Below are 25029 nucleotides of genomic sequence, written 5' to 3'. Positions count from 1 at the left end.
GGCCGGGTCGATTCGAAGTGCCGAGGGTGGACTTACGTGACTGCCGCCATACCGTGAGCATCTTCAGGAGAAGAGTTGACAAACGGTAATGTCCCGCCCGTCGGCCCTGTAAGTTACCGACGAGTACACTGACCCCGGAGAGACTGCACCCCTCGAATGCCGCAGGAGACGGAGAGCCGATGCAGCTAGCAGCGATCGTCATCTCGCTGGTCACGTTTGTGATCGGCACCGCGCTCGCCGCCCGTGCGGCGATGTACATCTTCAAGGTGGTGCGGACCGGCCAGTCCGATCCCACCCGCTTCGGCCAGCCCGTCCAGCGCGTGAAGACCGTGGCCGTCGAGTTCGTCGGCCACACCCGCATGAACAAGTGGGGCGTCGTCGGCGTCGCGCACTGGTTCGTCGCGGTCGGCTTCTTCAGCCTGGTGCTGACCATCGTCAACGCCTTCGGCCAGCTGTTCGACGCCGAGTTCGCGCTGCCGATCATCGGCCACTGGATGCTCTGGCAGCTCTTCGTCGAGCTGCTCGGCACCCTGACCACCCTGGGCATCCTGACCCTGATGGTGGTCCGGCTGCTCAGCCTGCCGTCGAAGTCCGGCCGCAAGTCGCGCTTCGCCGGCTCGATCGCCTGGCAGGCCTTCTACGTCGAGTACACGATCCTCGGCATCGGCCTCTGCATCACCATGCTGCGCGCCCTGGAGGGCGCCCTCGCCGGCGTCGACTCGTACGGGCCGGAGCACCTGGTCTCGTACCCGATCGTCTCCGCGCTGAGCGGGCTGTCGCACGGCACGCTGGAGAACCTGGTCTACCTCTTCGCGATGCTGAAGATCTGCATCTCCTTCGCGTGGGCGACCACCATCGGCCTCAACCCCTCGATGGGCGTGGCCTGGCACCGCTTCCTGGGCTTCTTCAACATCTACTTCAAGCGCGAGGAGGACGGCGGCACCGCGCTCGGCGCCCTGCGCCCGATGACCAGCGGCGGCCAGCCGATCGACTTCGAGGACCCGGCCGACGACGCCGTCTTCGGCGTCTCCCAGGTCGAGCACTTCTCCTGGAAGGGCATCCTCGACTTCTCCACCTGCACCGAGTGCGGCCGCTGCCAGTCGCAGTGCCCCGCCTGGAACACCGGCAAGCCGCTCTCGCCCAAGCTGCTCATCATGAGCCTGCGCGAGCACGCCTTCGGCAAGGCGCCGTACCTGCTGGCCGGCGGCGGCAAGGACATGGAGGGCGCGGAGCGCGCCACCGCCGAGCAGCTCAAGGACGTTCCGGCGGCCGCCCTGGCCGAGGCCGAGCGCCCGCTGATCGGCACCGCCGAGGAGAACGGCGTCATCGACCCGGACGTCCTCTGGTCCTGCACCACCTGCGGCGCCTGCGTCGAGCAGTGCCCGGTGGACATCGAGCACATCGACCACATCGTCGACATGCGCCGCTACCAGGTGATGATCGAGTCCTCGTTCCCGACCGAGGCCGGGACGATGCTCAAGAACCTGGAGAACAAGGGCAACCCGTGGGGCATGGCCACCAAGGCCCGCCTGGACTGGGTCAAGGAGCTCAAGAAGGAGACCGGCATCGAGGTGCCGGTGATCGGCGAGGACATCGACCCCGCCGAGGTCGAGTACCTCTACTGGGTCGGCTGCGCCGGCGCTCTGGAGGACCGCGCCAAGAAGACCACCAAGGCCTTCGCGGAGCTGCTGCACACCGCGGGCGTGCAGTTCGCGATCCTCGGCAAGGAGGAGTCCTGCACCGGTGACTCCGCCCGCCGCCTGGGCAACGAGTTCCTCTTCCAGATGCTCGGCGCGCAGAACGTCGAGACGCTGAACGCGGCGCTGGAGGACGCGCCCAAGAAGCGGATCGTCGCCACCTGCCCGCACTGCTTCAACACCATCGCCAACGAGTACCCGCAGCTGGGCGGCCACTTCGAGGTCATCCACCACACCCAGCTGCTGCAGCACCTGATCGACGAGGGCAAGCTCGTCCCGGTCAACCCGGTCGAGGGCCTGATCACCTACCACGACCCCTGCTACCTGGGCCGCCACAACAAGGTCTACAGCCCGCCGCGCGAGATCATGGACAAGGTCCCGGGTCTGCGCCAGCAGGAGATGCACCGCCACAAGGAGCGCGGCTTCTGCTGCGGCGCCGGCGGCGCGCGGATGTGGATGGAGGAGCGCATCGGCAAGCGGATCAACACCGAGCGCGTGGACGAGGCGCTGTCCCTCAACCCGGACATCGTCTCCACCGCCTGCCCGTTCTGCCTGGTGATGCTCTCCGACTCGGTCAACGGGAAGAAGAACGAGGGTGCGGCCAAGGAGCACCTGAAGGTCGTCGACGTGGCCCAGCTGCTGCTCGACTCGGTCAAGGCGACCCCGCCCGCCGCGGCGGAGCAGCCGGAGACCGTGGACGCGTAGCGCCCCCGTTCGACAGTTCTGCTACAACTGCCCGGCCCGGTGGACGCCGCGAGAGCGCCCGCCGGGCCGGGCTTTTGGGCCCGCGGCGGCGCCCGCGGCGCCCATCCGCGGAGGGCGGGACCGGTGAGGGGTCGGTGCCGATGGCACGGCCGCCTGACCGCGCCCGCGTTGGAAGGAAATACAGTAGGCGCCTGACCGGCCCTGTGCCGGTCGCCCCGTTCCGGCCCACCGGACGGGTGTCCTGACCACTGACGGAGGTATCGGCCCGCCGGGCCGGGCCGCAGAGACCACAAGGGGAACAGCGCAGACCATGACCGAGGCGATCATGCTGGTCGGTGGTAAGGGCACGCGACTGCGCCCGCTCACCACCCACACCCCCAAGCCCATGCTGCCGGTGGCAGGCGTTCCGTTCATCGCGCACCAGCTGGCCCGCGCGGCCGCGGCCGGGGTCACCCGCGTGGTGCTCGCCACCTCCTACCTCGCCGAGGTCTTCGAGGACCACTTCCAGGACGGCACCCCGTACGGGATCGAGCTGGTCTACCTCACCGAGCGCGAGCCCCTCGGCACCGGCGGCGCCATCCGCAACGCCGCCTCCGGGCTCACCTGCGGCCCCGACGAGCCGGTCCTGGTCTTCAACGGGGACATCCTCTCCGGCGTCGACATCGCCGCCCTCCGCGACGGCCACGTGGCCGCCGGGGCGGACGTCACCCTGCACCTCACCCGGGTCGAGGACCCGCGCGCCTTCGGGCTCGTCCCCACCGACGGGAACGGGCGGGTGCTGGAGTTCCTGGAGAAGCCGGAGACGCCGGAGCAGATCGTCACCGACCAGATCAACGCCGGCTGCTACGTCTTCACCCGCTCCGTGATCGACCGCATCCCGGCCGGCCGGGAGGTCTCCGTCGAGCGCGAGACCTTCCCCGAGCTGCTGGCCACCGGCGCGCTGCTGCGCGGCGTGGTGGACACCTCGTACTGGCTGGACCTCGGCACCCCGGCGGCCTTCGTCCGCGGCTCGGCCGACCTGGTGCTCGGCAAGGTGGACTCCCCGGCCGTCCCCGGTCCGACCGGCGACGCCCTGCTGCTGCCCGGCTCGACCGTCCACCCGGGCTCGGTGCTCAGCGGCGGCACGGTGATCTCCGAGGGCGCGGTCGTCGAGGCCGGCGCGATCGTCGAGGGCAGCGTGGTCCTGCCCGGCGCGGTGATCGGCCCGGACACCCTGGTCAAGGACTCGATCGTGGGTGCCTACGCCACCATCGGCGACCGGACCTCGCTGGACGGCGCGGTCATCGGCGACGGCGCGATCGTGGAGGCGGACAACGAGCTGCCGAGCGGCATCCGGATCGCCTGCGGCACGCTGCTGCCGGTCGGTGCCGTCCGCACCTCGGCGGGTCCGGGCGGTTGCCCGGCGGGCACCTCGGCGGCCGCGGCGGTGCACGGCCCGAAGGTCTCCGCGCAGCGCTGACCGGCCCGGGCCGTGGCCCGCCCGTGCGGGACGCGGCGCCGGCGGGGCGGGCCCGCGGCGGGCGACCGTCACCGCCGTCACCGCCGTCACAGGCTCGCTGCAAAGCTGCCCCGGCCCCGTTCCCGGCCGACGCGGAGTCAGCCGGACGGGTACCGTCGGAACGTGGCTGGTAATCGATACGACAGCGGTCAGGGCGCCGACCCCCGTGGCGGGTGGTCGGCCCCTCCGCCCTCGGCGGGTGCATCCGGTGGGTACGGACAGACGGACGGGCCGGAGTACTTCACCGCCCCGCACCGGGGTGCACCCGGCTCCGCTCCCGGGGGGCCGGCCGGGGAGCCGGCCGGGGGGCACGACCCGTACGCCGCGGACCGGCCCGGGCACACCCGGGCCTTCCCGGTCGGCAGCGACCCGTACGCGGGCGAGCCGCCGTACCCCTACCCCGACCAGGGGTACCCGCCGCAGTACGGCGAGGGGTACGGGGCCGAGTACGGTGGCGAGCACGGCCCGGGGCCGTACGGCTACGGCCCGGGCGGCTACGGCCAGGAGCAGGGCTACGGCCAGGAGCAGGGCTACGGCCAGGACAACGTCGCCGTCTACCGGGCCGGCGGGCAGTCCGCCCCGCACGCCACCGGGCCCCGCCCGACCTGGCGCGAGCTGCTGGTCGGCATCTTCCGCAGCCCCGCCGCCACCTTCGACCGCACCCGCGACCACCAGGTCTGGCTGCCCGCGCTGACCGTCTCGCTGGTCTACGGCGCACTCGCGGTGCTCGGCATCGGCATGACCCGCGACGACGTCTTCAACTCGACCTTCGCCGTCGCGCTCACCTCGATGCTGGCCGCCGCGATCGGCTTCACCCTGGCCGGCGCCACGCTGGGCGCGGTCACCTACACGCTGGCCCGCCAGTTCGGCGGGGACGGCCCGTGGAAGTCGACGGTCGGCCTGGCCGTGCTGATCGGCTGGACGACGGACGCGCCCCGGCTGCTGCTGGCCCTGGTGCTGCCGTCCGACAACGTCGTCGTCCAGGCGGTCGGCTGGGCCAGCTGGCTGCTCTGCGCCGTCCTGCTGACCACGATGGTCCGCCGGGTGCACGACCTGCCCTGGGGCAAGGCGGCCGGCGCGGCCGCCCTGCAGCTCGCGGCACTGCTGGTGCTGATCAAGCTGCCGACGCTCGGCTGAGCCGGCACCCGGCCACCCGGCGCGGGTCCGGGGGGAGAATGGTCGACGGGCCCCGCCTGCGGGGGCCCGTTCCGCTTCCGCCCACCCTCAACCGCACGGAGCCAGGCATGACCCTCCCCACCACCCACGTCAGCTTCCCGGCCGGGGCGGTGACCGGCGAGTCCCCGGTGCTCGCGGTGCACCCGCTGGACGGCGGCCGGTTCGCGGTCGTCACCGCGGCGACCCCGTTCCACCCGCTCGACCACACCTGGCCCGACCAGCCGGCCGACCTCGGCACCCTCACCGTCGACGGCACCGAGCTGGCCGTGGTGGACTGCCTGACCGGTGCCGTCGGCCCCGACGGCGGCGCCCCGCTGGTGGGCGCCGACATCCCGGTCCGCCGCGGCGACGAGGAGTGGTCCTGGCTGGTCCTGCACGTCCTCGCCACCGACCCCGGCGACATCGTCGGGCGCACCGCCGTGCTGGCCGTCGACGCCGAGCGCCGGGGCGCGCTGTCCGCCTCGCACAGCGGCTGCCACCTGCTGGCCCTGGCCCTGAACGAGGCCCTCGCCCCGCGCTGGCGCAAGGACCCGGGCCGTGCCGACGCCCTCGGCCACCCGGACTTCGACAGCCTCGCCATGGCGAGCTCGGTGATGGACACCGAGGCGAGCACGGACACCTACCGGCTCGGCAAGTCGCTGAAGAAGAAGGGCTTCACGGTGGACGCCACCGAGGAGTTCCCGGCCCTCGCCGACGCCCTTCCCGCCCTCACCGAGGCCGTGAACGCCCGGCTGGCCGCCTGGGTCGCCGCCGACGCCCCGGTCCGGATCGACGTCCCCGGCCCGGAGCTCACCGCCCGCCGCCAGTGGCACTGCGAGCTGCCGGAGGGCGCGGCGCAGATCTTCTGCGGCGGCACCCACCTGCACCACCTCGGCGAGCTGGCCGAGCTCCGCACCGAGCTGCGGCTCTCCGAGGACGGCAGCGAGCTGGTCGCCGTCACCCGGCCCAAGCGGGCCTGAGGTCCGCGCTCCGCGGCCCCGCGCGGGTACCCCGGGCGCCCCGGACACGGCTGCGGGCGGCCGCCCCTCACGAGGGAGGGGCGGCCGCCCGCTGTGCGTGCGCTCTGCCGCGGCCGGGCCCCGGGCCGCCGGGAGCCCGACCCGCTCAGATCCGGGTGCGGTGGAAGTTCAGGTAGGAGCGGGACGGCGTCGGGCCGCGCTGGCCCTGGTAGCGCGAGCCGTACCGCTCGGAGCCGTACGGGTGCTCCGACGGCGAGGAGAGCCGGAACAGGCAGAGCTGGCCGATCTTCATCCCCGGGTAGAGCTTGATCGGCAGCGTCGCGACGTTCGACAGCTCCAGCGTGACGTGGCCGCTGAAGCCCGGGTCGATGAAGCCGGCCGTGGAGTGCGTGAGCAGGCCGAGCCGGCCGAGGCTGGACTTGCCCTCCAGCCGCGAGGCGACGTCCTCGGGCAGCGTGATCACCTCGTAGGTCGAGGCCAGCACGAACTCGCCCGGGTGCAGGATGAAGGCGTCGTCGCCCTCCGGCTCGACCAGCCGGGTGAGGTCCGGCTGCTCCTCGGAGGGGTCGATGTGCGGGTAGCGGTGGTTCTCGAAGACCCGGAAGAAGCGGTCCAGCCGCACGTCGATACTGGAGGGCTGGATCATCGCGGGGTCGAACGGGTCGATCACGACCCGGCCCTTGTCGATCTCGGTCCGGATGTCCTTGTCAGAGAGCAGCACGCTTCGAGGTTACGTGCACAGCGCGGCCCCGGACGAATCGCCCGGGGCCGCGCCCTTCACCACCGTTGCGCCACCAGCCCGGTCAGGCCAGGAACTCCGCGGCCTCCAGCCGCATCGCGCGGGCCAGTTGCGGCTCGGACAGCTCCCGCGCGTCGGCCAGCACCGAGCTCCGCAGCCGTCCGCACTGCGGACAGCGGATCAACCGGCCGGGCCCCAGCCGGCCGGGTCCGAGGTTCTGCATCGGGAACGTGGTGGTGCTGAACAGGTGCCCCTCGGCACAACGAACGACGGCGCGCTGCTCCATCGGTCCCCTTCCCATCCTTACCCCAGTACTCACCCGTACTCTTCGCGCCCCGAACGGGCGAGGCCCCTCGGGACAGCGTCACATTAGGGGATGTTCCGGACATTCCACACCGCGGCTCGCCGCCCCGCACCCCACCCGCCGGAGCGCTCTCACGCGGGCCACACAGTACGCCTCCCGCCCCGCCCCGGGCGGCTCCGCCACGGCCCCCCGCCACCTGTGCAACCGGCGTCACGGATGGGGTACAGTGAGAACGGATCGAGCGGTCTCTGACGGCTCATCAGGCGGGCGTAGTTTAATGGTAGAACATGAGCTTCCCAAGCTTAGAGCGCGAGTTCGATTCTCGTCGCCCGCTCCAGCAGTAAAGCCCCAGGTCAGCGACCTGGGGCTTTCTTGTTGTCTGGACCAATTCGGTTTCTGTCGTGCCAGTTCGTGCTAGATAGGCGCTGTTGCTGCACTTGGGAGGGGGAGGCGGATTCTGGCTCGCAGACCGTGCGCGCAAGGTCGAACGCCGCAACCTCTCCCAGATCCCGCGCGAGACCCTGCGCGCCGTCGTCCGCCAGCCCCTCGCCGGAGCCGTCACCGAGGAGGAGTTCCTGCGCCGCCTCGCCGAGCACGGCGTCAGGAGATTCTCGACGCGCTCGCCGCCACCAGCCCCGTGCTCAGCAGGAGGGAGGTCGCCCAGGCGGCCCGCGCCCTCGACCGCATCGGCCTCACCCACACTCGAGCCGCCAAGACGGGCCTGCGGGCCATGGGCTCGGCCGCCCGCGCTGTCCTCAACGCAGGACCAGCCGGAGGCCGCAGCGACGACGGCGCGGCAGCCGCCACCATCCTCTCCAGCCTCGTGATGCTCGCCGTCGTCATCGCGAAATGGCACGCCGCCCGAGGCCATGAGTACCAGGCCCAGGCCGCCGATACCGCGGCCGACCACCTGGGCATCGCGTATACGCGGCACGCGGCCAAGCCGATGGCCGTCCTCGACCTCAACGGCCAGCGCCTGCCCCGGCCCGTCCAGGACCGCCAGGCCTTGTCCGCCGACCAGGCCACCAAGGTGCTGAACGAGAACGGCTGGAACGCGCTCGCCGCCTCCCTCGCCGAGGCCGAAGCCGCCGGCCACGACCCGGCCGTCCTGCTCGTCCAGACCGCCGGTCGACGCGAACTCGCCAGCGCTGTCTCTGCCACCGCTGTCCTCAATTGGCGCATCCGACGCAACGCTGGCCTCCCGACAACGTCGGCAACGGCGAAGCCGAGCACACGGACCGGCGCGGCGCGGGTCAAGACGACCGTCACCGCCCGCACAGTCGCGGCGCCGGTGAACTCCGCCGCCCAACCTCAGCCGCCGACGCCGCCACCCGCACGACCCTGACGCCGATAGCCCATCACCCGCCGGTGCCAACTTCTGAGGCACCGGCGGGTGAATTCACTACGCCAGTAGCGTGCGGAGAGCATCGGCATCCGCGCGGAATCGGTGATCCGCTGGGCGGCCGGGCCGGAGGAAGGACGTGGGGAGTGGCGATCCTGGCGCCGGATCGTCGTCGTACCTGGGGATGAGGTGGACGTGCAGGTGGGGCACCGAGTTACCCAGCACCTCGTAGTTCATCTTGACGGGCTTGAAGTGGCTCTCGACCGCTCGCGCGGCCAGGAGCATCTCGCGGAAGAAACCGGTGGCCTGGTCCTCGTCGAGTTGGGTTGGCTCGGCGACGTGGGGTCCGTTCCAGATCGCCACGGCGTAGCCGGGAAGGACCGCCCGGTTCAGGTAGGCGTCGGCGAATGTCCCCTGCAGGATCCGGAGGCCATGGCCGTTGTCCTCCGCCCCTCGGGTGGCGCACATGGCGCAGTCGAGACCGGCCTTCCGGTCCTCCCAGTCTGCCGGCCACGTCGACGCACTCATGGTCCTTGGATAGCGCCCGAGGGGCCGTCCCGCATCTTGAGCGGGCCAGGGCCCCGGCCGTGTGGGCCGTAGGTCGGTACCAGCCGTCCACGGACTCGAAATGAGGCGGCCACGCTCCGTCAGCGCCTCTACTATTTAGGCAAGTTGGCAGCGGATTGTCCGTTCGCGCCGGAGAGGGAATCCCAGTGACTGAGGTAATTGCAGCGATCAGCCTTGCGGAGCAAGCCGTGTCGGCCGCCATGGCCCGCGTCCTGCCGCCTGAGCTGTCCGAGCGAGACCCTCTCGTCCGACCCTCCGAGCACGCCGACTTCCAGTCGAACGTCGCCCTGTCGTTGGCCAAGCAGGCCGGGCGCCCGCCGCGGGACCTGGCGCAGACACTCCAGGCCGAGCTGGACGGCGGCCTGATCTCGTCGAGCCTGTCCGGCCCCGGGTTCCTCAACCTGACGGTGGCGGACTCGCAGCTCTGGGCACAGGTCGAGTCCCGGCTCGCGGACCACCGGCTGGGCATCGGCCTGCCGTTGGCCGGCACGCGCACCGTCATCGACTACTCGGCGCCGAACATCGCCAAGGAGATGCACGTCGGCCACCTGCGGACGACCGTGATCGGCGACTCGCTCGTCCGGGTGCTGACCTTCCTCGGTGGCGACGTCGTCCGGCAGAACCACCTGGGTGACTGGGGAACCCAGTTCGGCATGCTGATCCAGTACATCGACGAGCACCCCGAAGCACAGTGGCGGAGCGGCGCCGGGGGTGTTGACGCCGGCGAGCAGGTCTCCGTGCTGGACGGCCTGTACCGGGCAGCGCGGCAGAAGTTCGACGCCGATCCCGAGTTCGTCGAGCGTGCCCGGCAGCGGGTGGTGGCCCTGCAAGGCGGCGACGAGACCACGCTGGCCGTGTGGCGCGAGCTGGTCGCGGTGTCCACCCGGGCCTTCCAACAGCTCTACGACCGGCTCGGAGTCCTGCTCACCGAGCAGGACTCCGCCGGTGAATCGACGTACAACCCCTTCCTGGACGAGGTCGTCGAGGAACTGGTCGAGGCCGGCATCGCGGTCGACAGCGACGGCGCGCTGTGCGTGTTCTTCGACGACGTGACCGGCCCGGACGGCGAACCGGCGCCGCTGATCGTTCGCAAGAAGGACGGTGGTTACGGCTACGCGGCCACCGACCTGGCCACCATCCGCCACCGGATCCGGAAGCTCGAAGCGGACCGGATCCTGTACGTCGTCGACGCCCGGCAGTCCCTGCACTTCCAGATGGTCTTCGCCACCGCCCGCCGGGCAGGCTGGCTCACCGACGACGTCGAGGCCGTCCACGTGCCGTTCGGGACCGTGATGGGCCCCGGCGGCACCCCGTTCAAGACCCGCTCCGGTGGCACGGTGCGGCTGTCGGAGCTGCTGGACGCGGCGGTCGAGGGCGCCCGGGAGGCGATGGCCGACAAGCCGCACGACCTGACCGGCGACGCGATGGAGAAGGTGATCCAGGCTGCCGGGATCGGTGCGGTCAAGTACGCCGACCTGTCGACGTCGCGCGCGAAGAACTACGTCTTCGACATCGCCCAGATGGTCTCGCTCCAGGGCAACACCGGCGTCTACATGCAGTACGCCCACGCCCGGGTCCGGACCATCCTCAGCAAGGTCCCGAAGGAGGCCCTGGAGCAGCCGGTCGACGCATCGCTGCCGCTGCACCCCGCGGAGCGCGCGCTGATCCTTCTGCTAGACGGCTTCGACGCCACCGTTCGCGAGGTCGCCCAGGAACTGGAGCCGCACCGGCTGTGCGGGTACCTATTCTCCCTGGCGAAGGCCCTCACGGACTTCTACGGCGCCTGCCCGGTTCTCAAGGCGGAGACGGCGGCCATGCGGGCGAACCGGGTGGCCCTGTGCCGTCTGACCGCGCAGACGCTGGCCCGGGGCCTGGACCTGCTCGGCCTCCAGGCCCCGGACCGGATGTAGCAGGTGGCCCCCGGTGGGCGGGACTACACGCCCACCGGGGGCTCGCGCAGCACCCTCAGCAGCCGTCGGCGCTGGTCACCGTCCTGCCGCAGGTGGATGCCGTTCCGCGTGCTGACGACACCATCGGCCAGCAGTCGGCTCATCCCGCGCTGCAGTGAGGAGAACAACGCCGGGGATCGGCCGAGGACCTCGTCGTAGCCGAGATGGTCCTCACCGCACACACCGCCGGCATCTCCCGTCAGCGCACGTAAGAGGTCGTGGACTGTGAACTCCTCGTCCCTGTCGACCAGGGCCAGTGCGAGCAGGGCGACGGACCGCTCGGCACGGTTGCGGTGCCTCTCGTACGCTGCGGTGTCGCCGCCCAGGAAGACGTGCGGAACGGTGAGCGCGTTGAGGACCAGCCGGAGCTTGAAGAGCCGGGAGTCGAGGAACCAGGGTTCCGCGACCACGGGATCCACCGTCACCTCGCCCTTTGGTGTCACGGCGAAGCCCCCCAGGGCGATGGCCTCCTCGACCTCGTACGCGGTGGCGTGGAGCTTGCTGGTGTAGGAGACCTCCTGGTCCAGGCCGAGCCCGTGCCGCCGGTGGAGTCCGATGACGTCGCGGGTGAGTGCGCGCAACCGTTCGGAGGGCAGGACCTCGAAGCCGACGAAGAGGAGGTCGAGGTCGGACGAGGCATGCGCGCTGCCATCGGCGTGCGACCCGTAGGCCAGTCCGTAGCCCTTGGCGCCGACGTACTCGGCCCGGAGCATGACCGCGGCTTCGAAGACGTCGTAGGGGGTCGTGTTGCGCTGCGGGGGGAGCAGGTGGTCACCGGCGTTCACGCGGCCTCAGCCCGGTTGCGCGGAACGTGGCGATCGGCCGGGCCGGCCCAGAAGTCGATCACGTACGCGCCGGTGGGGATCCGGACCTCGCCCGACGGCTGGGTGTGGGCGTCCACGAAGGCACCGATCTCGCGGTGCACGTGCGGGTCGTCCATCAGCACCGGCAGGGACTTCATGTGGACGGTGGCGAACCACGCGCGGGCGGCCTGCGGGCTGGGCGCGACGGCGATCCCACCGAGCCGGGAGTAGTGCAGTCGTCCCTCGCCGCGTGCCTCCGCGTCCTGGAGTTCTTCGAGGAGGATCTCGCGGGTGTAGCCGCGTCCGGTTCCGGGGAATGGCGCGACCTTCTCCCAGGCCCTGGTGACCAGCTGTTGCTCGGGGGTCTCGGAGTCGAAGAACAGGGCCAGCAGGTGACCGCCCGGCGCGAGCAGCCGGAGGGTGTCGCGGACCAAACCGCCCGCCTCCCGGCGCCCCTGCGCGAGGTCGGACCTGGGCACGATGCCGTCGGCGCCCAGCTCCTCGAAGTAGTCCATCAGCGGGTAGCTCAGCGACCAGAAGGCGCCGACGATGTCGAAGGAGCCGGCCAAGCCCTCGTCCAGCATTCGGCGGACCGAGAACCTGGTCTCCTGCTGGAGCGCCTCGGCCTTGGGGTAGCGGGCCTGGAAGGTGTCGACCATGGACCGGCTGTAGTCGCTGGCTCGCAGGTGCCGTGCGTACGGGGCGAGGCAGGCCGTGACACGACCGGTACCGCAGCCGAGTTCGGCGACGGACAGGCCGGGCGCGTCGCCGGGACGGCCGTAGTGGCGCTCCATCAACTGACGGATGAGTTGGGTGTCCTCGGCGCCATCGAAGTAGTGAGGGAGGAGGAGCTGATCGTAAAGGCCGGGAACCTGATAGATCTCCCGGAACAAGGACTGGTGTGCTGCGGACATAGTGGTGCCCCTTCTCGGTTGGGAAGAGTGCGCGCCGTCGTCGGTGCGACGGCGCGCAGACTGATGACCGTCTGGAGTGCTATTCGCAATCGCGCCCGAGTGCGGTGACGTGGTCGATCACGCCAGTGAGGTGGTGCTCCTCGATCCGCAGGTTCTGGCCCATGAACCTGAGCGGGTACAGGGTCGCGCCGCGGCGGAAGGTTCCCTTGTCGGGGAGGCTGAACTGGTGCAGGTGCCAGATACCTTCGGCGAGCATCCGGTCATGGATGGCCTGGTTGACCTTGTTGATCCGATCGACGTCGGGGGCGGTCAGGTCCACATCGGCGGGGACGTACATGAACGCCACTGCCGTCAGGTCGGGGTCGTTCAGGCGCACGAGCCTGGGCGAGGCGTCCACCAGCTCCGTGAACCGCCTCGTCGTGTCCAGCCGCCGTTCGACCATGGCCGCGAGCCCGGACCGGCCGTACGCCTTGACCATCATCCAGAGCTTGAGCGACATCCACGCCTTCGAGCCGATGAAGGGCGTGGTCTGACCGATCGCGAAGTCCTCCTGCATGATCAAGTCCGAGTAGCTCGCGACCATCCTCATGTGCGCCGGGTCGCGAACCAGCAGCGCGCTGAGGGCGTACGGGATGCCCATGACCTTGTGCGGGTCCACCGTGACGCTGTCGAAGCCGCCGATCCCGTCGATCTTGTGGCCGAGCTTGTCCGTCATCGCACACGCGAGGCCCCAGCACGCGTCCGCGTGCAGCCAGATGCTTTCGTCGACCGAGCGCACCAGGTCATGCACCCCGCGAAGGTTCTCGATGGTGTGGGTGCGACTGTCGCCGGCGTACGCGACGACCGCCATCACCGAGCCGGCCTCCTCGCGGAGCGTGCGCTCCAGCGCCCGAAGGTCGTAACGGAAGTCGACGGTGTCGACCTCGAGCAGCCGCGAGCCGCAACCGATCCACGCCATGGCGCTCTTCACGCTGTAGTGGCCGATCCCACGCGGCACCACGATGGACAGCTTGGAAGGGTCGGTGATCCCGTGCTCCATGGTGCCCGGTGCACGGTGCTCCCTGGCGAGCATCATGGCGATGGTGTTACTGAGCGTGCCACCGTGGGTTACGCACCCGCCGACGTCCCAGATCGACTCGGTCCTCTCCACCGGGGAGTTGCGGTATCCGAGCAGCTCGCGCAACCAGCGCAGCACCGCGATCTCGACGAAGGTGCCGCTCGGTGAGTCGAAGCTCTGGTTGATCAGGTTCTGCTGGGTGAACAGGGAGAGCAGGCCGCCGCAGAGGGCCGCCACGTCATCGCCCGTGTCGCCGAAGCCGAGGAAGAAGGGACTGTTCTCGTTCTTGCAGTCCGGCAGCACGTCGCGGACGAACTCGTCGAGCACCGCCTCGAGCGGGCTGCCTTCCTCTGGCAGCGGGACGAGCAGCGTGTCCCTCAGCTCGAACGGCCGACGGCGTGCCTGGAAGACGGAGTCCTGGAGCTTGAAGTCGAGGCCCATGTCGATAAGGCGCGTGAACAGGCCGAGCAACTCCTCGCGGTGCTCGGTTGTGAGATGGCGCGGCGGCTGATCCGGAACAAGCTGTGTGGTCATCGATGCCTCCAGTGATGCGACGTCACATTCCTTCGGGCCAGCGGCTAGATGAGGCAAGTCGTGCTGTCGCCGGCCGCTCGAATCGGAGCGAACCCTCCCCGGACGGAAGGCGCGGCGATTAGCTTGGGAACCATGAGAGTTGACCGGCGGCCCGGCTGGTAGCCAACGGGCCCTAACGCCACGGGGTTAACCCCTGCCAACCTGCGCCGATACGCCCGAGGAGCGGCACCGGCCAGCGGCACGATCTCAGGATGGGGGGACGGTGTCAGCTCGGCTCAAGCAAGCACGCAAGGAACACGGCTGGTCGCAGGAGCGGCTCGTCCACGAGATCGAGCGCTACGCCCGACAGCACAGCCTAGACGTGGCTTCGACGGCGAGCCTGCGTGTCTATGTGTCGGAATGGGAGAACAACCGGCGCCCGATCGGCCCGCTGTACGCGGCCGTACTTCGCGCTCTCCTCGGGCTCACCGATCGCGAACTCCTCGGCCGCACGACATCGGCCGAGCCCGTCACCGTCACCGGCTACGACGAGCTGATCGGCCGCATCGACTCGGCCCACAACCTGAGTCTCGGCATGGTCGACACGTTCATGGCCCAGACCGAGCTGCTGCGCACAGTCGATCGTCAGATGGGCGCCGCCGCTCTGGTGGACCAGATGCAGGCCCACTTGACGGCATTGGAGGAGTGCCTGACCTTCGCCGTGCTGCCGAGCACCCGGGAGCCGATTGCGCGAGCACTTGCCGGGGCGGCCACGCTCGGCGCATGGCAGGCACTCGACGTGGGCGCCACCGAGCGGGCCTGGCGGCACTACGAGCTGGGAAAGCGGGCCGCCGCCGAGGCCAGGGAGCCGATGTACCTGGCTCACGCCATGGCGGAGCAGGCCTACGTCTTGTCCGCAGCCGGCAAGCCGGACCTGGCCGTGCAACTGGTACAGGAGGCACACCGGACGGTCGGCGGCCAGGCATCCCCGCGCCTGCTGGCATGGCTGCACGCAGCCGAAGCCGAGCTCCTCGCGCAGGCTGGCCGTCCGGACGACTGCCGCCGCTCACTGGACCGAGCAGTCGCCGTCCTCCCACCTGGGGACACCGACCGGGATCCCGACATGCTGAGCATCTTCCTTAACGGCAACCACCTCACCCGGTGGCGCGGCAACGTGCTGGCCCGACTCGGTGACGACGCCGCGATGAGCGACCTGTACGACGCGCTCGCAGGCATGGATGCGACGTTCACCCGGGCCACGGCCGGCCTGCACTGTGACCTCGCGCAGGCCCATCTCGCGCGCGAGGAACAGGACCAGGCCATGGACCACTTACGAAAGGCCCGACTCCTCGCCAACCGCACGAGTTCCGCCCGTCACCGGGCGCGCATCGACCAGTTGGGCGCCAAGTTTTGAAGACAGCAGTGTCGGCGGGGGTCTCGCCCGGAGGCCGACCTACCGCTTTCGGTCAGCCAGGATATGGAGGAGCGCCACCAGGGTGCCGGAGCCCATGAGCTTCCCCTCCGCCATGAGCGCCGGAATGTCGGTCAACGGCACCCACGAGATGAGTCCGGCCTCCTCGCCGTCGTCGGGCTCGCCCACCAAGGTCGCTCCCTCGCCGACGAAGACCTCGTGGGGGGAGTCCACCATCCCGACCATCGGCTGGAACGTCACCACGTGGTCAAGGCCGTCCGGGCGCCAGCCGGTCTCCTCCTCCACCTCACGCAGCGCCGCCTGCCGGCCGTCCTCTCCGGGATCGACGATGCCGCCCGGAAGCTCCCAGCCCCAGGAGTTCGGCACGAAGCGGTATCGCCACAGCATCAGCACGCGGTCCTCGGAGTCCAGGACCGCCGCTATGGCCACCCGCTTCAACCTGACCACGTGATGCTCGAACCGTGGAACTCCGGGCGGCTCGACATCCACCAGGGCGAGCTGCACCCAGGGGTTGTCGTACACCACTCGGTCCCCGTGGATCCGCCACGGCTCGAGCTCGCCCGCCTGATCGCTCATCAGCGTCCACATCCCGGTGTCAGTGCAGCAACGGCCCTAGTTGACCACAATGCTCCGAGACCCGGACATGTGTCTGCGAGCTTGAACCGGCCAAGTTCGGACCACGCCGCCGCTACAGTCGCAGTCGTGAGCGACTCCGACGTACCTGATGCGGTTGCCCGGCCGCGTACTGCCGCCGGCGTGCTGCTCTTCGACGAAGCCGACCGCGTGCTCCTGGTGAAGCCCACGTACAAGCCAGGCTGGGAGATCCCGGGCGGCTACCTCCACCCCGGTGAGACCCCGAGCGAGGGCGCGGCCCGAGAGGTCAAGGAGGAGCTCGGCATCACCCCTCCCATCGGCCGCCTCCTCGTCGCGGACTGGGCGCCCCACCCGACCGAGGGCGACAAGCTGCTCTTCGTCTTCGACGGAGGCGTCCTCCCGGCCGACGAGTTCGACCGCATCACCGTCGACCAGGTGGAGATCGGCGAGCACGCCTTCCACACCACCGACCAGCTCGCTGCGTGTCTCATCCCGCGCCTCGCCCGCCGCGTCCACGTCGCCTGTGTTGCCAGGGCGCAGTCCTGGGGACCAGTTCCGCGTTGTCGGCGCCGAACTTCGGTTGAAGTACAGCGCCGCGAGCCGCGACACCGCACCCGGGGGGTGCGGGCCCGGCGAGCGGGTGGGCGGGCCGGTGGCCGGGATCACAGCGGGCGGCCGGGGCGGCTTCGCCGTCGGCCTTCTGGGGGAGTCGACCGCCGGGTACGGTTTGGCCCATGGATGTTTCCGGAGCAAGCGTCGCCGACCAGGACGGGCTGACGGCGGCCATCAAGGCCAGTGCGCGTGAACTGCTCGTGAAACTGGGGGCCGGGGGGCTTTCCCTCGACGGCGTCGCCAGAGCGGGCGGATTCGCCGCCGCCGAGGTGTCGGCCGTCTTCCCGGAGCGGGACGACCTGCTGACCGCGCTGATCATCGACGCCTACAACGAGTCGGCCGCCGCGATGGAGCGGGCCGACCAGGACGCCCGGGAGGCGGGCGCGTCGGCGGGTGCGCGGTTCCTCGCGGTCACCCGGGCGCTGCGCGAGTGGTCCTTCGCGAACACCGCTGAGTTCACGCTGATCTACGGCTCGCCCGTGCCGGGGTACCACGCGCCGCAGGACACCGTCCCGGCCGCCGCGCGGACCCCCGCGGTGATGGCCGGCATCGTGCGCTCGGCGCTGGAGGCCGGCGAGCTCACCCCGCCGCGCCGCCCGCTGCCCGGCCCGTCGCTGCTGCTGCCGGAGGCCGTGGAGCTCTTCGGAGGCGCGCCCGGGGCTCCGTTCGCGGACGTCATCGAGCGCGGCATCGTGCTGTGGAGCAACCTCATCGGGCTCCTGGTGTTCCAGGTCTTCAGCCGCACCCACGACAGCGTCCGGGACGAACCGGCGTTCTTCGACTTCGCCATCGCCGTGGCGGCCGAGAGCATCGGGCTCGAGGTGCCGCTCGGCGACCACAACGACTAGACCGTCCGGGGCCGCGGGTGCGGCAGTGGCGGGGAATCAGGCCGTGAATACCACTAGAACCCTCTGTTTCGTCATCGCGGCGCTCTCCTCCTACGCCGCGCTCGCCTACCGGTTGGGCCAGGTCCGGCGCAGCTGGCGGGACGCCGGATACCGCGTCCTGGTGATCACGCTGCTGCTGCAGTGCCTCACCTTCACGATGGGTGCCGTCGCCATGGGGGGCGGGAGCTTCCTCGGCGTCGGCAACCTCGCGATCCTGTTGATGCACCTGTCGGCGGTCGCCTACTGCGTCTGCGCGCAGATCATCCTGCTGGGGTGGGCGGAGACGGTCGCCGAGGCGGCCGCGCGGAAGACCCGGTACTGGGTGATCACCGGCATCGCCCTCAACGTGCTGCTGGTGGTGCTCTTCCTGGTCGCCGACGGCACCCGGCGGCCGGCCACGGACTTCAACACCGGCAGCGGCCAGCCGCTGGTGCTGACCTACCTCCTGGTCTTCATCGTCTCCCAGGCGGTTCCGTGCGTCACCATCTTCCTGCAGTGCGGCCCGTACGCCCGGATGACCGACAACGCGTCCCTGCGGCAGGCCCTGCAGACGCTCTCCGTCGCCACCGTGATCCTGTTCCTCTACTGCACGGCGCGGACGGTCAACATCCTCACCGCCGCGGCAGGGGTGGACATCGGCGTCTGGCAGCTCGCCTCCAACGTCTTCAGCGCGCTGGGCATCGTCACCCTCTCGCTCGGCCTGACCATCACCTCCTGGGGGGCGTCGGCGGCCAAGCTGCTGGACTGGGCACGGAGTTACCGGTCCTACCGGGCGCTGTACCCGCTCTGGCGGGACCTCTACGAGTCCTCGCCGGACATCGCCCTGGAGCCGCCGCGGCCGGGTGCCTCGGTCTCCGACCTCAACTACCGGCTGCACCGGCGGGTGGTCGAGATCCGCGACGGCTGGCGGGAGTTGAGGCCCTACATCGACCGCGCCGCCGGCGGCCCCGACCGGGCCGGCGCGGGCACGACCGAGGAGGCCCGCCAGGCCCTCGCCGAGGCGGCCCAGATCCGTCAGGCGCTGCGGGCGAAGAGCACCGGCACCATCCCCGCCGACAACAAGGACGCGGGCGACTTCGAGGACCGGGACACCGTCAGTTTCACCGCGGAAGTGGCCTGGCTCACCAAGGTCGCGTCCGCCTACAGTAGACTCCGCACCGCTGAATGAGAGCTCCCGCCCGGCCTGAACCCCCGTCAGACCGGGCGGGTTTCTTCTTCGTTGCCCCCCGTTCGACGGCTCCCCGCACCCCCTGCGGGTCGACCGCCTCACCCCCCGACCGGCCTCCCCGTCCCCCGTTCCCCCGGTGGATCGGCCGCTCGTACTGTCCGGCCCGGCGGGGACGTCTCCCCCGCCGGGCCGTGCCCGGTCCGGCCCGTCCCCCGAGGGTCGGACCAGGTGGCAGGCCGCAGCCAACTCGGCTACCCCCGTGAGCAAAGTTAGCTGGCAGCTATCTGCGAGGTACACGTTGGCGGAGTCTCGGCCGATTGTCAACTAGCGGCTAATCTGCGAAACTGACGGATAGCTGAGAGCAAAACTGGGAGGTGACGGGGGGAGAATCGCAATGTCCGAGACCGACGACCGGCCCGTGTTGGCGGTGCGTCTGGACGACCTCTTCAGAACGGTCCGACCCAAGGGTCGGCACTGGACCAACGCCGAGGTGGCCGAGGAGCTGAAGCGGGTCAACCCCGAACTCAAGGTCGGCGGCGTCTATCTGTCGCAGCTTCGGACGGGCAAGCGCTCCAACCCCTCACCGGACCTCCTGGCCGCGCTGGCGAAGTTCTTCGGGGTCTCGGTCGCGTACTTCTTCGACGAGCAGGTCGCCGAGTCGGTGCTCAGCCAGGTCGCCGCCATCGAGGCGCTGCGACAGGCGGGGGTCCGCGCGGTGGCGATGCGGGCCGCCGGGATGAAGAAGGAGAACCTCCAGGCCATCACGGCCATCATGGACCAGTACCGGCAGCTGCAGGGCCTGCCGCCGGTCACCGACCCCGCCAACCCGGAGTGAGGGCCGGCAGGAAGGCCCCGGGGGCGGGTCAGGACCGCCGCAGTCAGCTCAAGCGGCTCCGGAAGGCGGGCGCCAAGAGGATCGCCGAGCTCGGCCTCCCCGAGGTGGCCGACGTGGCCGAACTCTGCCACTACCTCGGGGAGATCCGCGAACGCCCGATCACGCTGGTCCCGATGCACATGCCGGCCTCGCACCCGTGCGGCATGTGGGTCGCCGCACGCGACGAAGACCTCATCTTCTACGACGCCAACACGACCAGCACGCATCAGGAGCACATCATCTTGCACGAGCTGGGTCACATCATCTGTTGCCACCGCGGGGCCGGTTGGCTGGACGAGGCGACCGCCCGCCTCCTCTTCCCCAACCTCGACCCCGACCTCGTGCGGGACATGCTCCTGCGCGCGACCTACGACGACGTCCAGGAGCAGGAGGCGGAGATCATCGCCTACCTGCTCTCCCAGCGGGTGGGCGGTGCCGGGGAGCCGAGCAGCGCCGCGCCGGCCGACGGGGGCGGATCGAGCACGGTGCTCAGCCGGATGGAGCGCACGCTGATCTGACCCGCTCCGGTCGGACGTCACCCCGCCCGGCCGTCACCCTGCCCGGGCGTCACCCCGCCCGGAACCCGCCCCGGCCGGAACGGAATCCGCCGGAGCCCGGCCGGTCAGACGTGGACGGCCGCCACCTCCTCGGCGAGGATCGCCACGGCACGCCGGATGTCCTCCTCGCGGTGCTCGCAGGTGACGAAGAACCGCAGCCTGGAGAGCCCCTCCTCCACGGCGGGGTGGAAGATCGGATCGGCGATGAGGCCCCGGGCGAAGAGCCGGTCCGCGACGCGCAGGGTGTGGGCCGAGTCGCCCAGGATGCACGGCACGATCGGGGTGTGCGCGCTGGAGCCGGTCGCCAGGCCGGCCGCGCCGGCCAGGCCGAGGAACAGCTCGGCGTTGCGTCGCAGGGCACCGACCCGGTGGGGCTCCGCGGTGATCAGCTCGGTGGCGGCCAGTGCCGCGGCCGCGTTGGCCGGGGTGAGACCCACGCTGTAGACGAAGCCCGGCAGCGTGTGCCGCAGCCAGCGGACCATCCGGGCCGAGCCGCCCAGGTAGCCGCCGCAGCTGGCGAAGGCCTTGGAGAGCGTGCCCATCCAGAGGTCCACGTCGGCCCGGTCGACGCCGAAGAACTCGCCCACGCCGCGGCCGCCCGCACCCACCGTCCCGATGCTGTGCGCCTCGTCGACCAGCAGCAGGGCGCCGTACCGTTTCTTCAGCTCGATCACGGCGGGCAGGTCCACGAGGTCCCCGTCCATGCTGTAGGCGCCCTCGACGGCGATCAGGACCCGCCGGAACCGCGAGCGGTTGAGCCGGAGCATGTGCTCCAGCTGCCCCGTGTCGTTGTGCGCGAACGGGCGCCGCGCGGCCCCGGAGAGCGTGCAGCCCTGCAGGATGCTGTCGTGGGCGAGCGCGTCGTGGACGACGAGGTCGCCCGGCCCGACGAGGTGCCCGATCGCGGTGACGTTGGTGGCGTGGCCGCTCACCAGCGTCAGGCAGTCCGGGACGCCGAGGAACCCCGCCAGCGCCCGCTCCAGCGTCACGGTCAGGTCCCGTTCGCCGGAGAGCACCCGGCTGGCCGAGACCGAGGTGCCGTATCGCTCCACCGCCTCGTGCACGGCCCGGTTGACCGCCGGGTGGCCGGACAGGCCCAGGTAGTTGTAGCTGCCGAAGGACAGGTACGGCCGGCCGCCGATCACCGTGGTGTCGCGGATGTTGCCCTGGTGGACGCGGAAGTACGGCCACGCCGCGCCGCTCGCGGTGATCGCGCCCAGGCGCTCCTCGAACTGCCGCACCTCGGGGAAGTCGTCGACGCTCGCCGTTCCCAGCGCCCAGGCCTGCTGCGCCGGCGGCTCCGGCTGCCGCGGCTGGGGCACGCGCATCAGGCGCGGCCGCGGCTCGGCCAGCGGTGACGGCAGCGGCTCGGGCAGCGGCTCGCCCGCGGTCCCCGGCAGGTCGGGGTACGGCAGGTCGGGGTACGGCAGGTCGGGGTACGGCAGGTCGGGGTGCGGCCGGGCCGGCTGCGCACCGTCCAGGTGCGGGCCGACCAGCGCGGACAGGCCCTCGACGGTGACGCCGGGCTCGTAGAGCTCCTCGCTGCGGAAGCCCGGGACGCGCTTGCCGATGTTGACCTCCAGCTCCTGGAGCATCAGGGAATCGAAGCCGAGATCGGTCACCAGCGTCATCCGGCCGTCCAGGTCGGAGAGCGGGAAGACGCCGGTCCGCGACACCTCCTCCAGCACGATGGCCGTGGCCGTGGCCGTGGCCGTGGTGGTGGCGTCGGCGGCCCGCACCGGGGCACCGGCCGCCGCAGCCGCGGACCCGGCCGCCGGCGCGGGCGGCTCCGCCACGTCGCGCTCGGCCTCCGCCACCACCCAGTGGTGCCGCGGGGCGAGCGGGCTCGGCGGCAGGGTGCTCGGGGGCGTGCGCACCGTCAGCGGACGCAGCCCGCGGCCGGTGACGGCCTGCTCGGCGAGCCCGGCCAGCGCCGCCGTCCGGGCCTCGGCCGGGAGCGAGCCCGGCGCCGGGACGACAGCCTCGGCCGGCTCGCCGTCCGCGACCGTGCCGGCCAGCTGCCCTGGCCCGAACTCCCCGCTCCGGCCCGCCGCCACGGCCTCGGCCGCCGCGACCAGCTTGGCGACGGCGTCCTCGGTGTCCTGCGCCACCAGGGCCAGCCGCTCCGCGAACGGCGTACGGCGGGCCAGCGTGTCCGCCACCGCGGCCAGCGGCGGCCGGTCGGCGGTCAGGGTGTCCGCCAGCTCGCGCGCGTAGCGGGCCAGCCCGGCCCGGTCGCGGCCGCTGAGCACCAGCAGCTGCGGCTCGCCGTCCGGCACCGCGGGGGCCGGGGCGGGGACGCACTCCTCCACCACCAGGTGCACCCCGGTGCCGCCGAAGCCGAAGGCGCTCACGCCCGCCCGGCGCGGCTCGTCGGTCGCGGGCCAGCTGCTCGGGGCCGTCGCGACGCTCAGGCCCGCGGCGTCCAGCGCGGAGCGGTCGGCCAGGCCGAACTCCGGCTGCGGCGGGACCACTCCGCGCTGCACCGCCAGCACGGTCTTGATCAGCCCGGCGATCCCGGCCGCGTTGAGCGAGTGGCCGAGCACGGCCTTCACGGCGCCGAGGTAGGCGGGCGCGCCGGCGTCGCCGCGCAGCTCGCGCAGGACGCCGATCTCGACCGGGTCGCCGACCGCGGTGCCGGTGCCGTGCGCCTCCAGGTAGCCCACCGAGGCCGGGGCGAGCCCCGCGTCGCGGTAGGCCCGGCGCAGCGCGCGGAGCTGGCCGGCGGCCTGCGGGTGCAGACCGCCCTGCACGGTGCCGTCGTTGGCCGTGCCGACGCCGCGGATCACCGCGTAGACGCGGTCGCCGGCCGCCAGTGCATCGGCCAGCGGCCGCAGCACCAGGACCCCGGCGCCCTCGCCGAGCACGAAGCCGTCGGCCTCGGCGCCGAACGGCAGGCACTGCCCGCTGCGCGAGACGGCGCCGATCCGGCAGAGCCCGATCAGGAGGTCGGGGGTGAGCATCAGCTGGGCGCCGCCGGCGAGGGCGATCCGGCTGCGGCCCGCGCGCAGGGCGTACACCGCGTTGGCCACGGCCATCAGCCCGCCGGAGCAGGCGGAGTCCAGCGCGTAGCTCTCGCCGTGCAGGTCGAAGACCGAACTGATGGTGTTCGGGCCCATGTTGAGCAGCAGTCCGGCCACCGACGAGCCGTGCAGGCCGTCGACCGCGCGGACCGCCTCGCGGAGCCCGGGGCCGGTCGCCCGCGCCCCGAACTCGCCGCCGGCCAGCTGGCGCATCCGGATCTGCATCGCGCTGATGTCGCGGTAGCCGCTCTCGGTGAGCGAGGTGATCACCGAGGTCTCCTCGCGGTCGAAGCCCTCGGCCTCCCACCCCGCGTCCTGGAGCGCCTCGCGGGCGAGGTCGATCAGCAGCCGGTGCTGCGGGTCCATCGACCGGGCGCGGCGCGGCGGGATGCCGTAGTGCGCCGCGTCGAAGTGGCCCACGTCCGGCAGCAGCGCCATCCGGTCGGTGTAGGCCGAGGACGCGTCGCGGAAGTCGTCGCTGAGGAAGGCGCCGGCGCGCCACCGGCTGTCCGGCACGGTGGTGAACTGCGGGTGCGGGGCGGTGAGCAACCGCCAGTACTGGTTGAGGTTCCGTGCACCGGGGAACCGGCAGGCCATCCCGACGATCGCCACGTCGTCCCGTCGTGCCGCCAGGGCGCCCGCCCCCTCGTTCGCTGTCGCGCTGCTCATCGGGCGCCGGCCAGACGCTCTCGCCACCACGCCACGGTCGCTTCGACCTGGTCGGCCACGGGGGTTGCCCGGACCGCGAACTCGGCCTGGTAGGCGGTGGAGTCGACGACGAAGGGCGCGTCGAACTGGTAGCGGACCTCCTTGAGTTCGCGCAGCAGGGGGGAGACGAGTCCGCCGAGGCCGAGGACGGCCGGAGGCACCCGGCGGACGGCCACCGGTCCGGTGCCCGCCGCGGCGGCCAGACGGTCCACCATCTCGCGGGTGGAGAGGGGGGGTTCGGTCGGCACGTGCCAGGCCCGGCCCCAGGCCCGCTCCTCGCCCGCGATCTCGACCAGGGCGGCGGCGACGTCGGGGAGGTAGGTCCAGCTGTGCGGGGCGTCCGGATCCCCGAGCGTGGAGACCGGCTTGCCGTTCAGCAGCCGGGGCACGACCCGCGCGGCCAGGTGGCCGCCGTCGGTCACGCCGGGTCCGAAGAAGTCGGAGGACCGCACCTCGACCGCCTTGATCCGGCCCTGTTCGTGCAGGCTGCGGGCCTGCTCCCAGACGGCGGTGCGTGTCCGGCCCTTGGTGCCGGTGGCCGCGAGCGGCAGTCGCTCGGTGATCGGGCCGGTCACCGGACCGTAGCCGTAGAGGTTGCCGAGCATGACCAGGACGGCCCCGGTCCGTTCGGCCGCGGTGCAGAGGGAGGCGGCCAGCGGCGGCCACTCGTCCGCCCAGCGGTGGTAGGGGGGTGCGGCGCAGCCGTGGATGGCGTTCGCGCCCTGCGCGGCCGCGACCAGCCGCTCGGTGTCGGTCGCGTCCAGCGCGACGTGTTCGATTCCGGGCTCGGGGCTGCGGCCCGACCTGGTGACGACCCGTACCGAATGACCCTGTTCGGCCAGCAGCCGAGCGGTGGCCGCTCCGGCGGGCCCGAATCCAATGACGACATGAAGGCTCACGCCCGCACACTAACCCGGTCATGTACAGCTCTTGTCGCAGCTGCGTCGGAGC

The 25029-nt window shown here is 71.5% G+C and carries 20 protein-coding genes, 1 tRNA gene and 2 pseudogenes; 13 read left to right on the top strand and 10 right to left on the bottom strand.

Annotated features, from left to right (window positions below; genetic code table 11):
• Positions 1-179: 179 nt before the first annotated feature.
• From MCM47_RS09455 to MCM47_RS09440, 4 genes and pseudogenes are all read left to right on the top strand, one after another.
• Positions 180-2402 (top strand): (Fe-S)-binding protein, encoded by a 2223-nt coding sequence (locus MCM47_RS09455; protein ID WP_238860307.1) that lies wholly within the window; start codon positions 180-182, stop codon positions 2400-2402.
• A gap of 310 nt (positions 2403-2712) precedes the next feature.
• Positions 2713-3786, top strand: a pseudogene (locus tag MCM47_RS09450) (sugar phosphate nucleotidyltransferase); the annotation flags it as partial.
• A gap of 237 nt (positions 3787-4023) precedes the next feature.
• The gene (locus MCM47_RS09445) at positions 4024-5037 is read left to right on the top strand and encodes a Yip1 family protein (RefSeq protein ID WP_238860303.1); all 1014 of its coding nucleotides are present in this window, start codon (positions 4024-4026) and stop codon (positions 5035-5037) included.
• A 107-nt stretch (positions 5038-5144) separates the two neighbouring features.
• Positions 5145-6035, top strand: a complete 891-nt coding sequence (locus tag MCM47_RS09440) for a metal-dependent hydrolase (RefSeq protein ID WP_238860301.1) — start codon at positions 5145-5147, stop codon at positions 6033-6035.
• A 145-nt stretch (positions 6036-6180) separates the two neighbouring features.
• Here MCM47_RS09440 and dcd read toward each other — a convergent pair whose 3' ends face one another.
• Positions 6181-6756, bottom strand: a complete 576-nt coding sequence (gene dcd, locus MCM47_RS09435) for a dCTP deaminase (protein ID WP_238860299.1) — start codon at positions 6754-6756, stop codon at positions 6181-6183.
• An 82-nt stretch (positions 6757-6838) separates the two neighbouring features.
• Complete coding sequence (locus MCM47_RS09430; protein ID WP_238860297.1) at positions 6839-7060, bottom strand: hypothetical protein; 222 nt, start codon at positions 7058-7060, stop codon at positions 6839-6841.
• A 281-nt stretch (positions 7061-7341) separates the two neighbouring features.
• On the opposite strand from MCM47_RS09430, the gene MCM47_RS09425 reads away from it, so the two are divergent.
• A tRNA-Gly gene (locus MCM47_RS09425) sits at positions 7342-7415 on the top strand.
• Between the two features lie 16 nt (positions 7416-7431).
• Here the strand turns inward: MCM47_RS09425 and MCM47_RS09420 are convergent.
• Positions 7432-7674: a hypothetical protein gene (locus MCM47_RS09420; RefSeq protein WP_238860295.1), complete on the bottom strand. Its 243-nt coding sequence runs from the start codon at positions 7672-7674 to the stop codon at positions 7432-7434.
• A 41-nt stretch (positions 7675-7715) separates the two neighbouring features.
• On the opposite strand from MCM47_RS09420, the gene MCM47_RS09415 reads away from it, so the two are divergent.
• The gene (locus MCM47_RS09415; RefSeq protein ID WP_238860293.1) at positions 7716-8423 is read left to right on the top strand and encodes a hypothetical protein; all 708 of its coding nucleotides are present in this window, start codon (positions 7716-7718) and stop codon (positions 8421-8423) included.
• Between the two features lie 57 nt (positions 8424-8480).
• On the opposite strand, the gene MCM47_RS09410 is transcribed toward MCM47_RS09415, so the two are convergent.
• Positions 8481-8948: an HIT family protein gene (locus tag MCM47_RS09410; protein WP_238860291.1), complete on the bottom strand. Its 468-nt coding sequence runs from the start codon at positions 8946-8948 to the stop codon at positions 8481-8483.
• Positions 8949-9133: 185 nt separating this feature from the next.
• On the opposite strand from MCM47_RS09410, the gene argS reads away from it, so the two are divergent.
• Positions 9134-10897: an arginine--tRNA ligase gene (gene argS / locus MCM47_RS09405; RefSeq protein WP_374209099.1), complete on the top strand. Its 1764-nt coding sequence runs from the start codon at positions 9134-9136 to the stop codon at positions 10895-10897.
• 23 nt (positions 10898-10920) lie between these two features.
• Here the strand turns inward: argS and MCM47_RS09400 are convergent, their stop codons facing one another.
• The 3 genes from MCM47_RS09400 to MCM47_RS09390 form a co-directional block, all read right to left on the bottom strand.
• Positions 10921-11721: a hypothetical protein gene (locus MCM47_RS09400; RefSeq protein ID WP_238860289.1), complete on the bottom strand. Its 801-nt coding sequence runs from the start codon at positions 11719-11721 to the stop codon at positions 10921-10923.
• Positions 11718-12653, bottom strand: coding sequence for a class I SAM-dependent methyltransferase (locus MCM47_RS09395; protein WP_238860287.1), 936 nt, complete (start codon positions 12651-12653; stop codon positions 11718-11720). Before MCM47_RS09395 ends, MCM47_RS09400 begins: the two co-directional genes overlap by 4 nt.
• Positions 12654-12732: 79 nt before the next feature.
• A complete protein-coding gene (locus MCM47_RS09390) occupies positions 12733-14244 on the bottom strand; it encodes a pyridoxal-dependent decarboxylase (RefSeq protein ID WP_238860285.1) in 1512 nt (503 codons plus the stop codon).
• Positions 14245-14506: 262 nt separating this feature from the next.
• Here MCM47_RS09390 and MCM47_RS09385 point away from each other — a divergent pair, with 262 nt between their 5' ends.
• Positions 14507-15637, top strand: a complete 1131-nt coding sequence (locus MCM47_RS09385) for a helix-turn-helix transcriptional regulator (RefSeq protein ID WP_238860283.1) — start codon at positions 14507-14509, stop codon at positions 15635-15637.
• Positions 15638-15676: 39 nt separating this feature from the next.
• Here the strand turns inward: MCM47_RS09385 and MCM47_RS09380 are convergent.
• Positions 15677-16213, bottom strand: a pseudogene (locus tag MCM47_RS09380) (NUDIX hydrolase); the annotation flags it as partial.
• Between MCM47_RS09380 and MCM47_RS09375 the strand changes: the two are divergent.
• From MCM47_RS09375 to MCM47_RS09355, 5 genes are all read left to right on the top strand, one after another.
• Positions 16106-17026: an NUDIX hydrolase gene (locus tag MCM47_RS09375; RefSeq protein WP_238861347.1), complete on the top strand. Its 921-nt coding sequence runs from the start codon at positions 16106-16108 to the stop codon at positions 17024-17026. The pseudogene MCM47_RS09380 and the gene MCM47_RS09375 sit on opposite strands and share 108 nt — an antisense overlap.
• Complete coding sequence (locus MCM47_RS09370) at positions 16984-17709, top strand: WHG domain-containing protein (RefSeq protein WP_238860281.1); 726 nt, start codon at positions 16984-16986, stop codon at positions 17707-17709. Before MCM47_RS09375 ends, MCM47_RS09370 begins: the two co-directional genes overlap by 43 nt.
• Before the next feature lie 43 nt (positions 17710-17752).
• Positions 17753-18916, top strand: a complete 1164-nt coding sequence (locus MCM47_RS09365; RefSeq protein WP_238860279.1) for an MAB_1171c family putative transporter — start codon at positions 17753-17755, stop codon at positions 18914-18916.
• A 394-nt stretch (positions 18917-19310) separates the two neighbouring features.
• Positions 19311-19751, top strand: a complete 441-nt coding sequence (locus tag MCM47_RS09360) for a helix-turn-helix domain-containing protein (protein WP_238860277.1) — start codon at positions 19311-19313, stop codon at positions 19749-19751.
• A complete protein-coding gene (locus MCM47_RS09355; RefSeq protein WP_238860275.1) occupies positions 19748-20308 on the top strand; it encodes a toxin in 561 nt (186 codons plus the stop codon). The genes MCM47_RS09360 and MCM47_RS09355 overlap by 4 nt, the downstream gene beginning before the upstream one ends.
• Positions 20309-20412: 104 nt before the next feature.
• On the opposite strand, the gene MCM47_RS09350 is transcribed toward MCM47_RS09355, so the two are convergent.
• Together MCM47_RS09350 and MCM47_RS09345 are read right to left on the bottom strand one after the other, a co-directional pair.
• A complete protein-coding gene (locus tag MCM47_RS09350) occupies positions 20413-24039 on the bottom strand; it encodes an aminotransferase class I/II-fold pyridoxal phosphate-dependent enzyme (protein WP_238860273.1) in 3627 nt (1208 codons plus the stop codon).
• Positions 24036-24977: an NAD-dependent epimerase/dehydratase family protein gene (locus MCM47_RS09345; protein WP_238860271.1), complete on the bottom strand. Its 942-nt coding sequence runs from the start codon at positions 24975-24977 to the stop codon at positions 24036-24038. Before MCM47_RS09345 ends, MCM47_RS09350 begins: the two co-directional genes overlap by 4 nt.
• Positions 24978-25029: the final 52 nt, after the last annotated feature.

This window comes from Kitasatospora sp. A2-31 (genome assembly GCF_022288725.1).
Taxonomy (GTDB): Bacteria; Actinomycetota; Actinomycetes; order Streptomycetales; family Streptomycetaceae; genus Kitasatospora.
The sequence above is the reverse complement of the archived record's forward strand: the minus strand, read 5'-3'. Positions and strand labels throughout refer to the sequence as shown.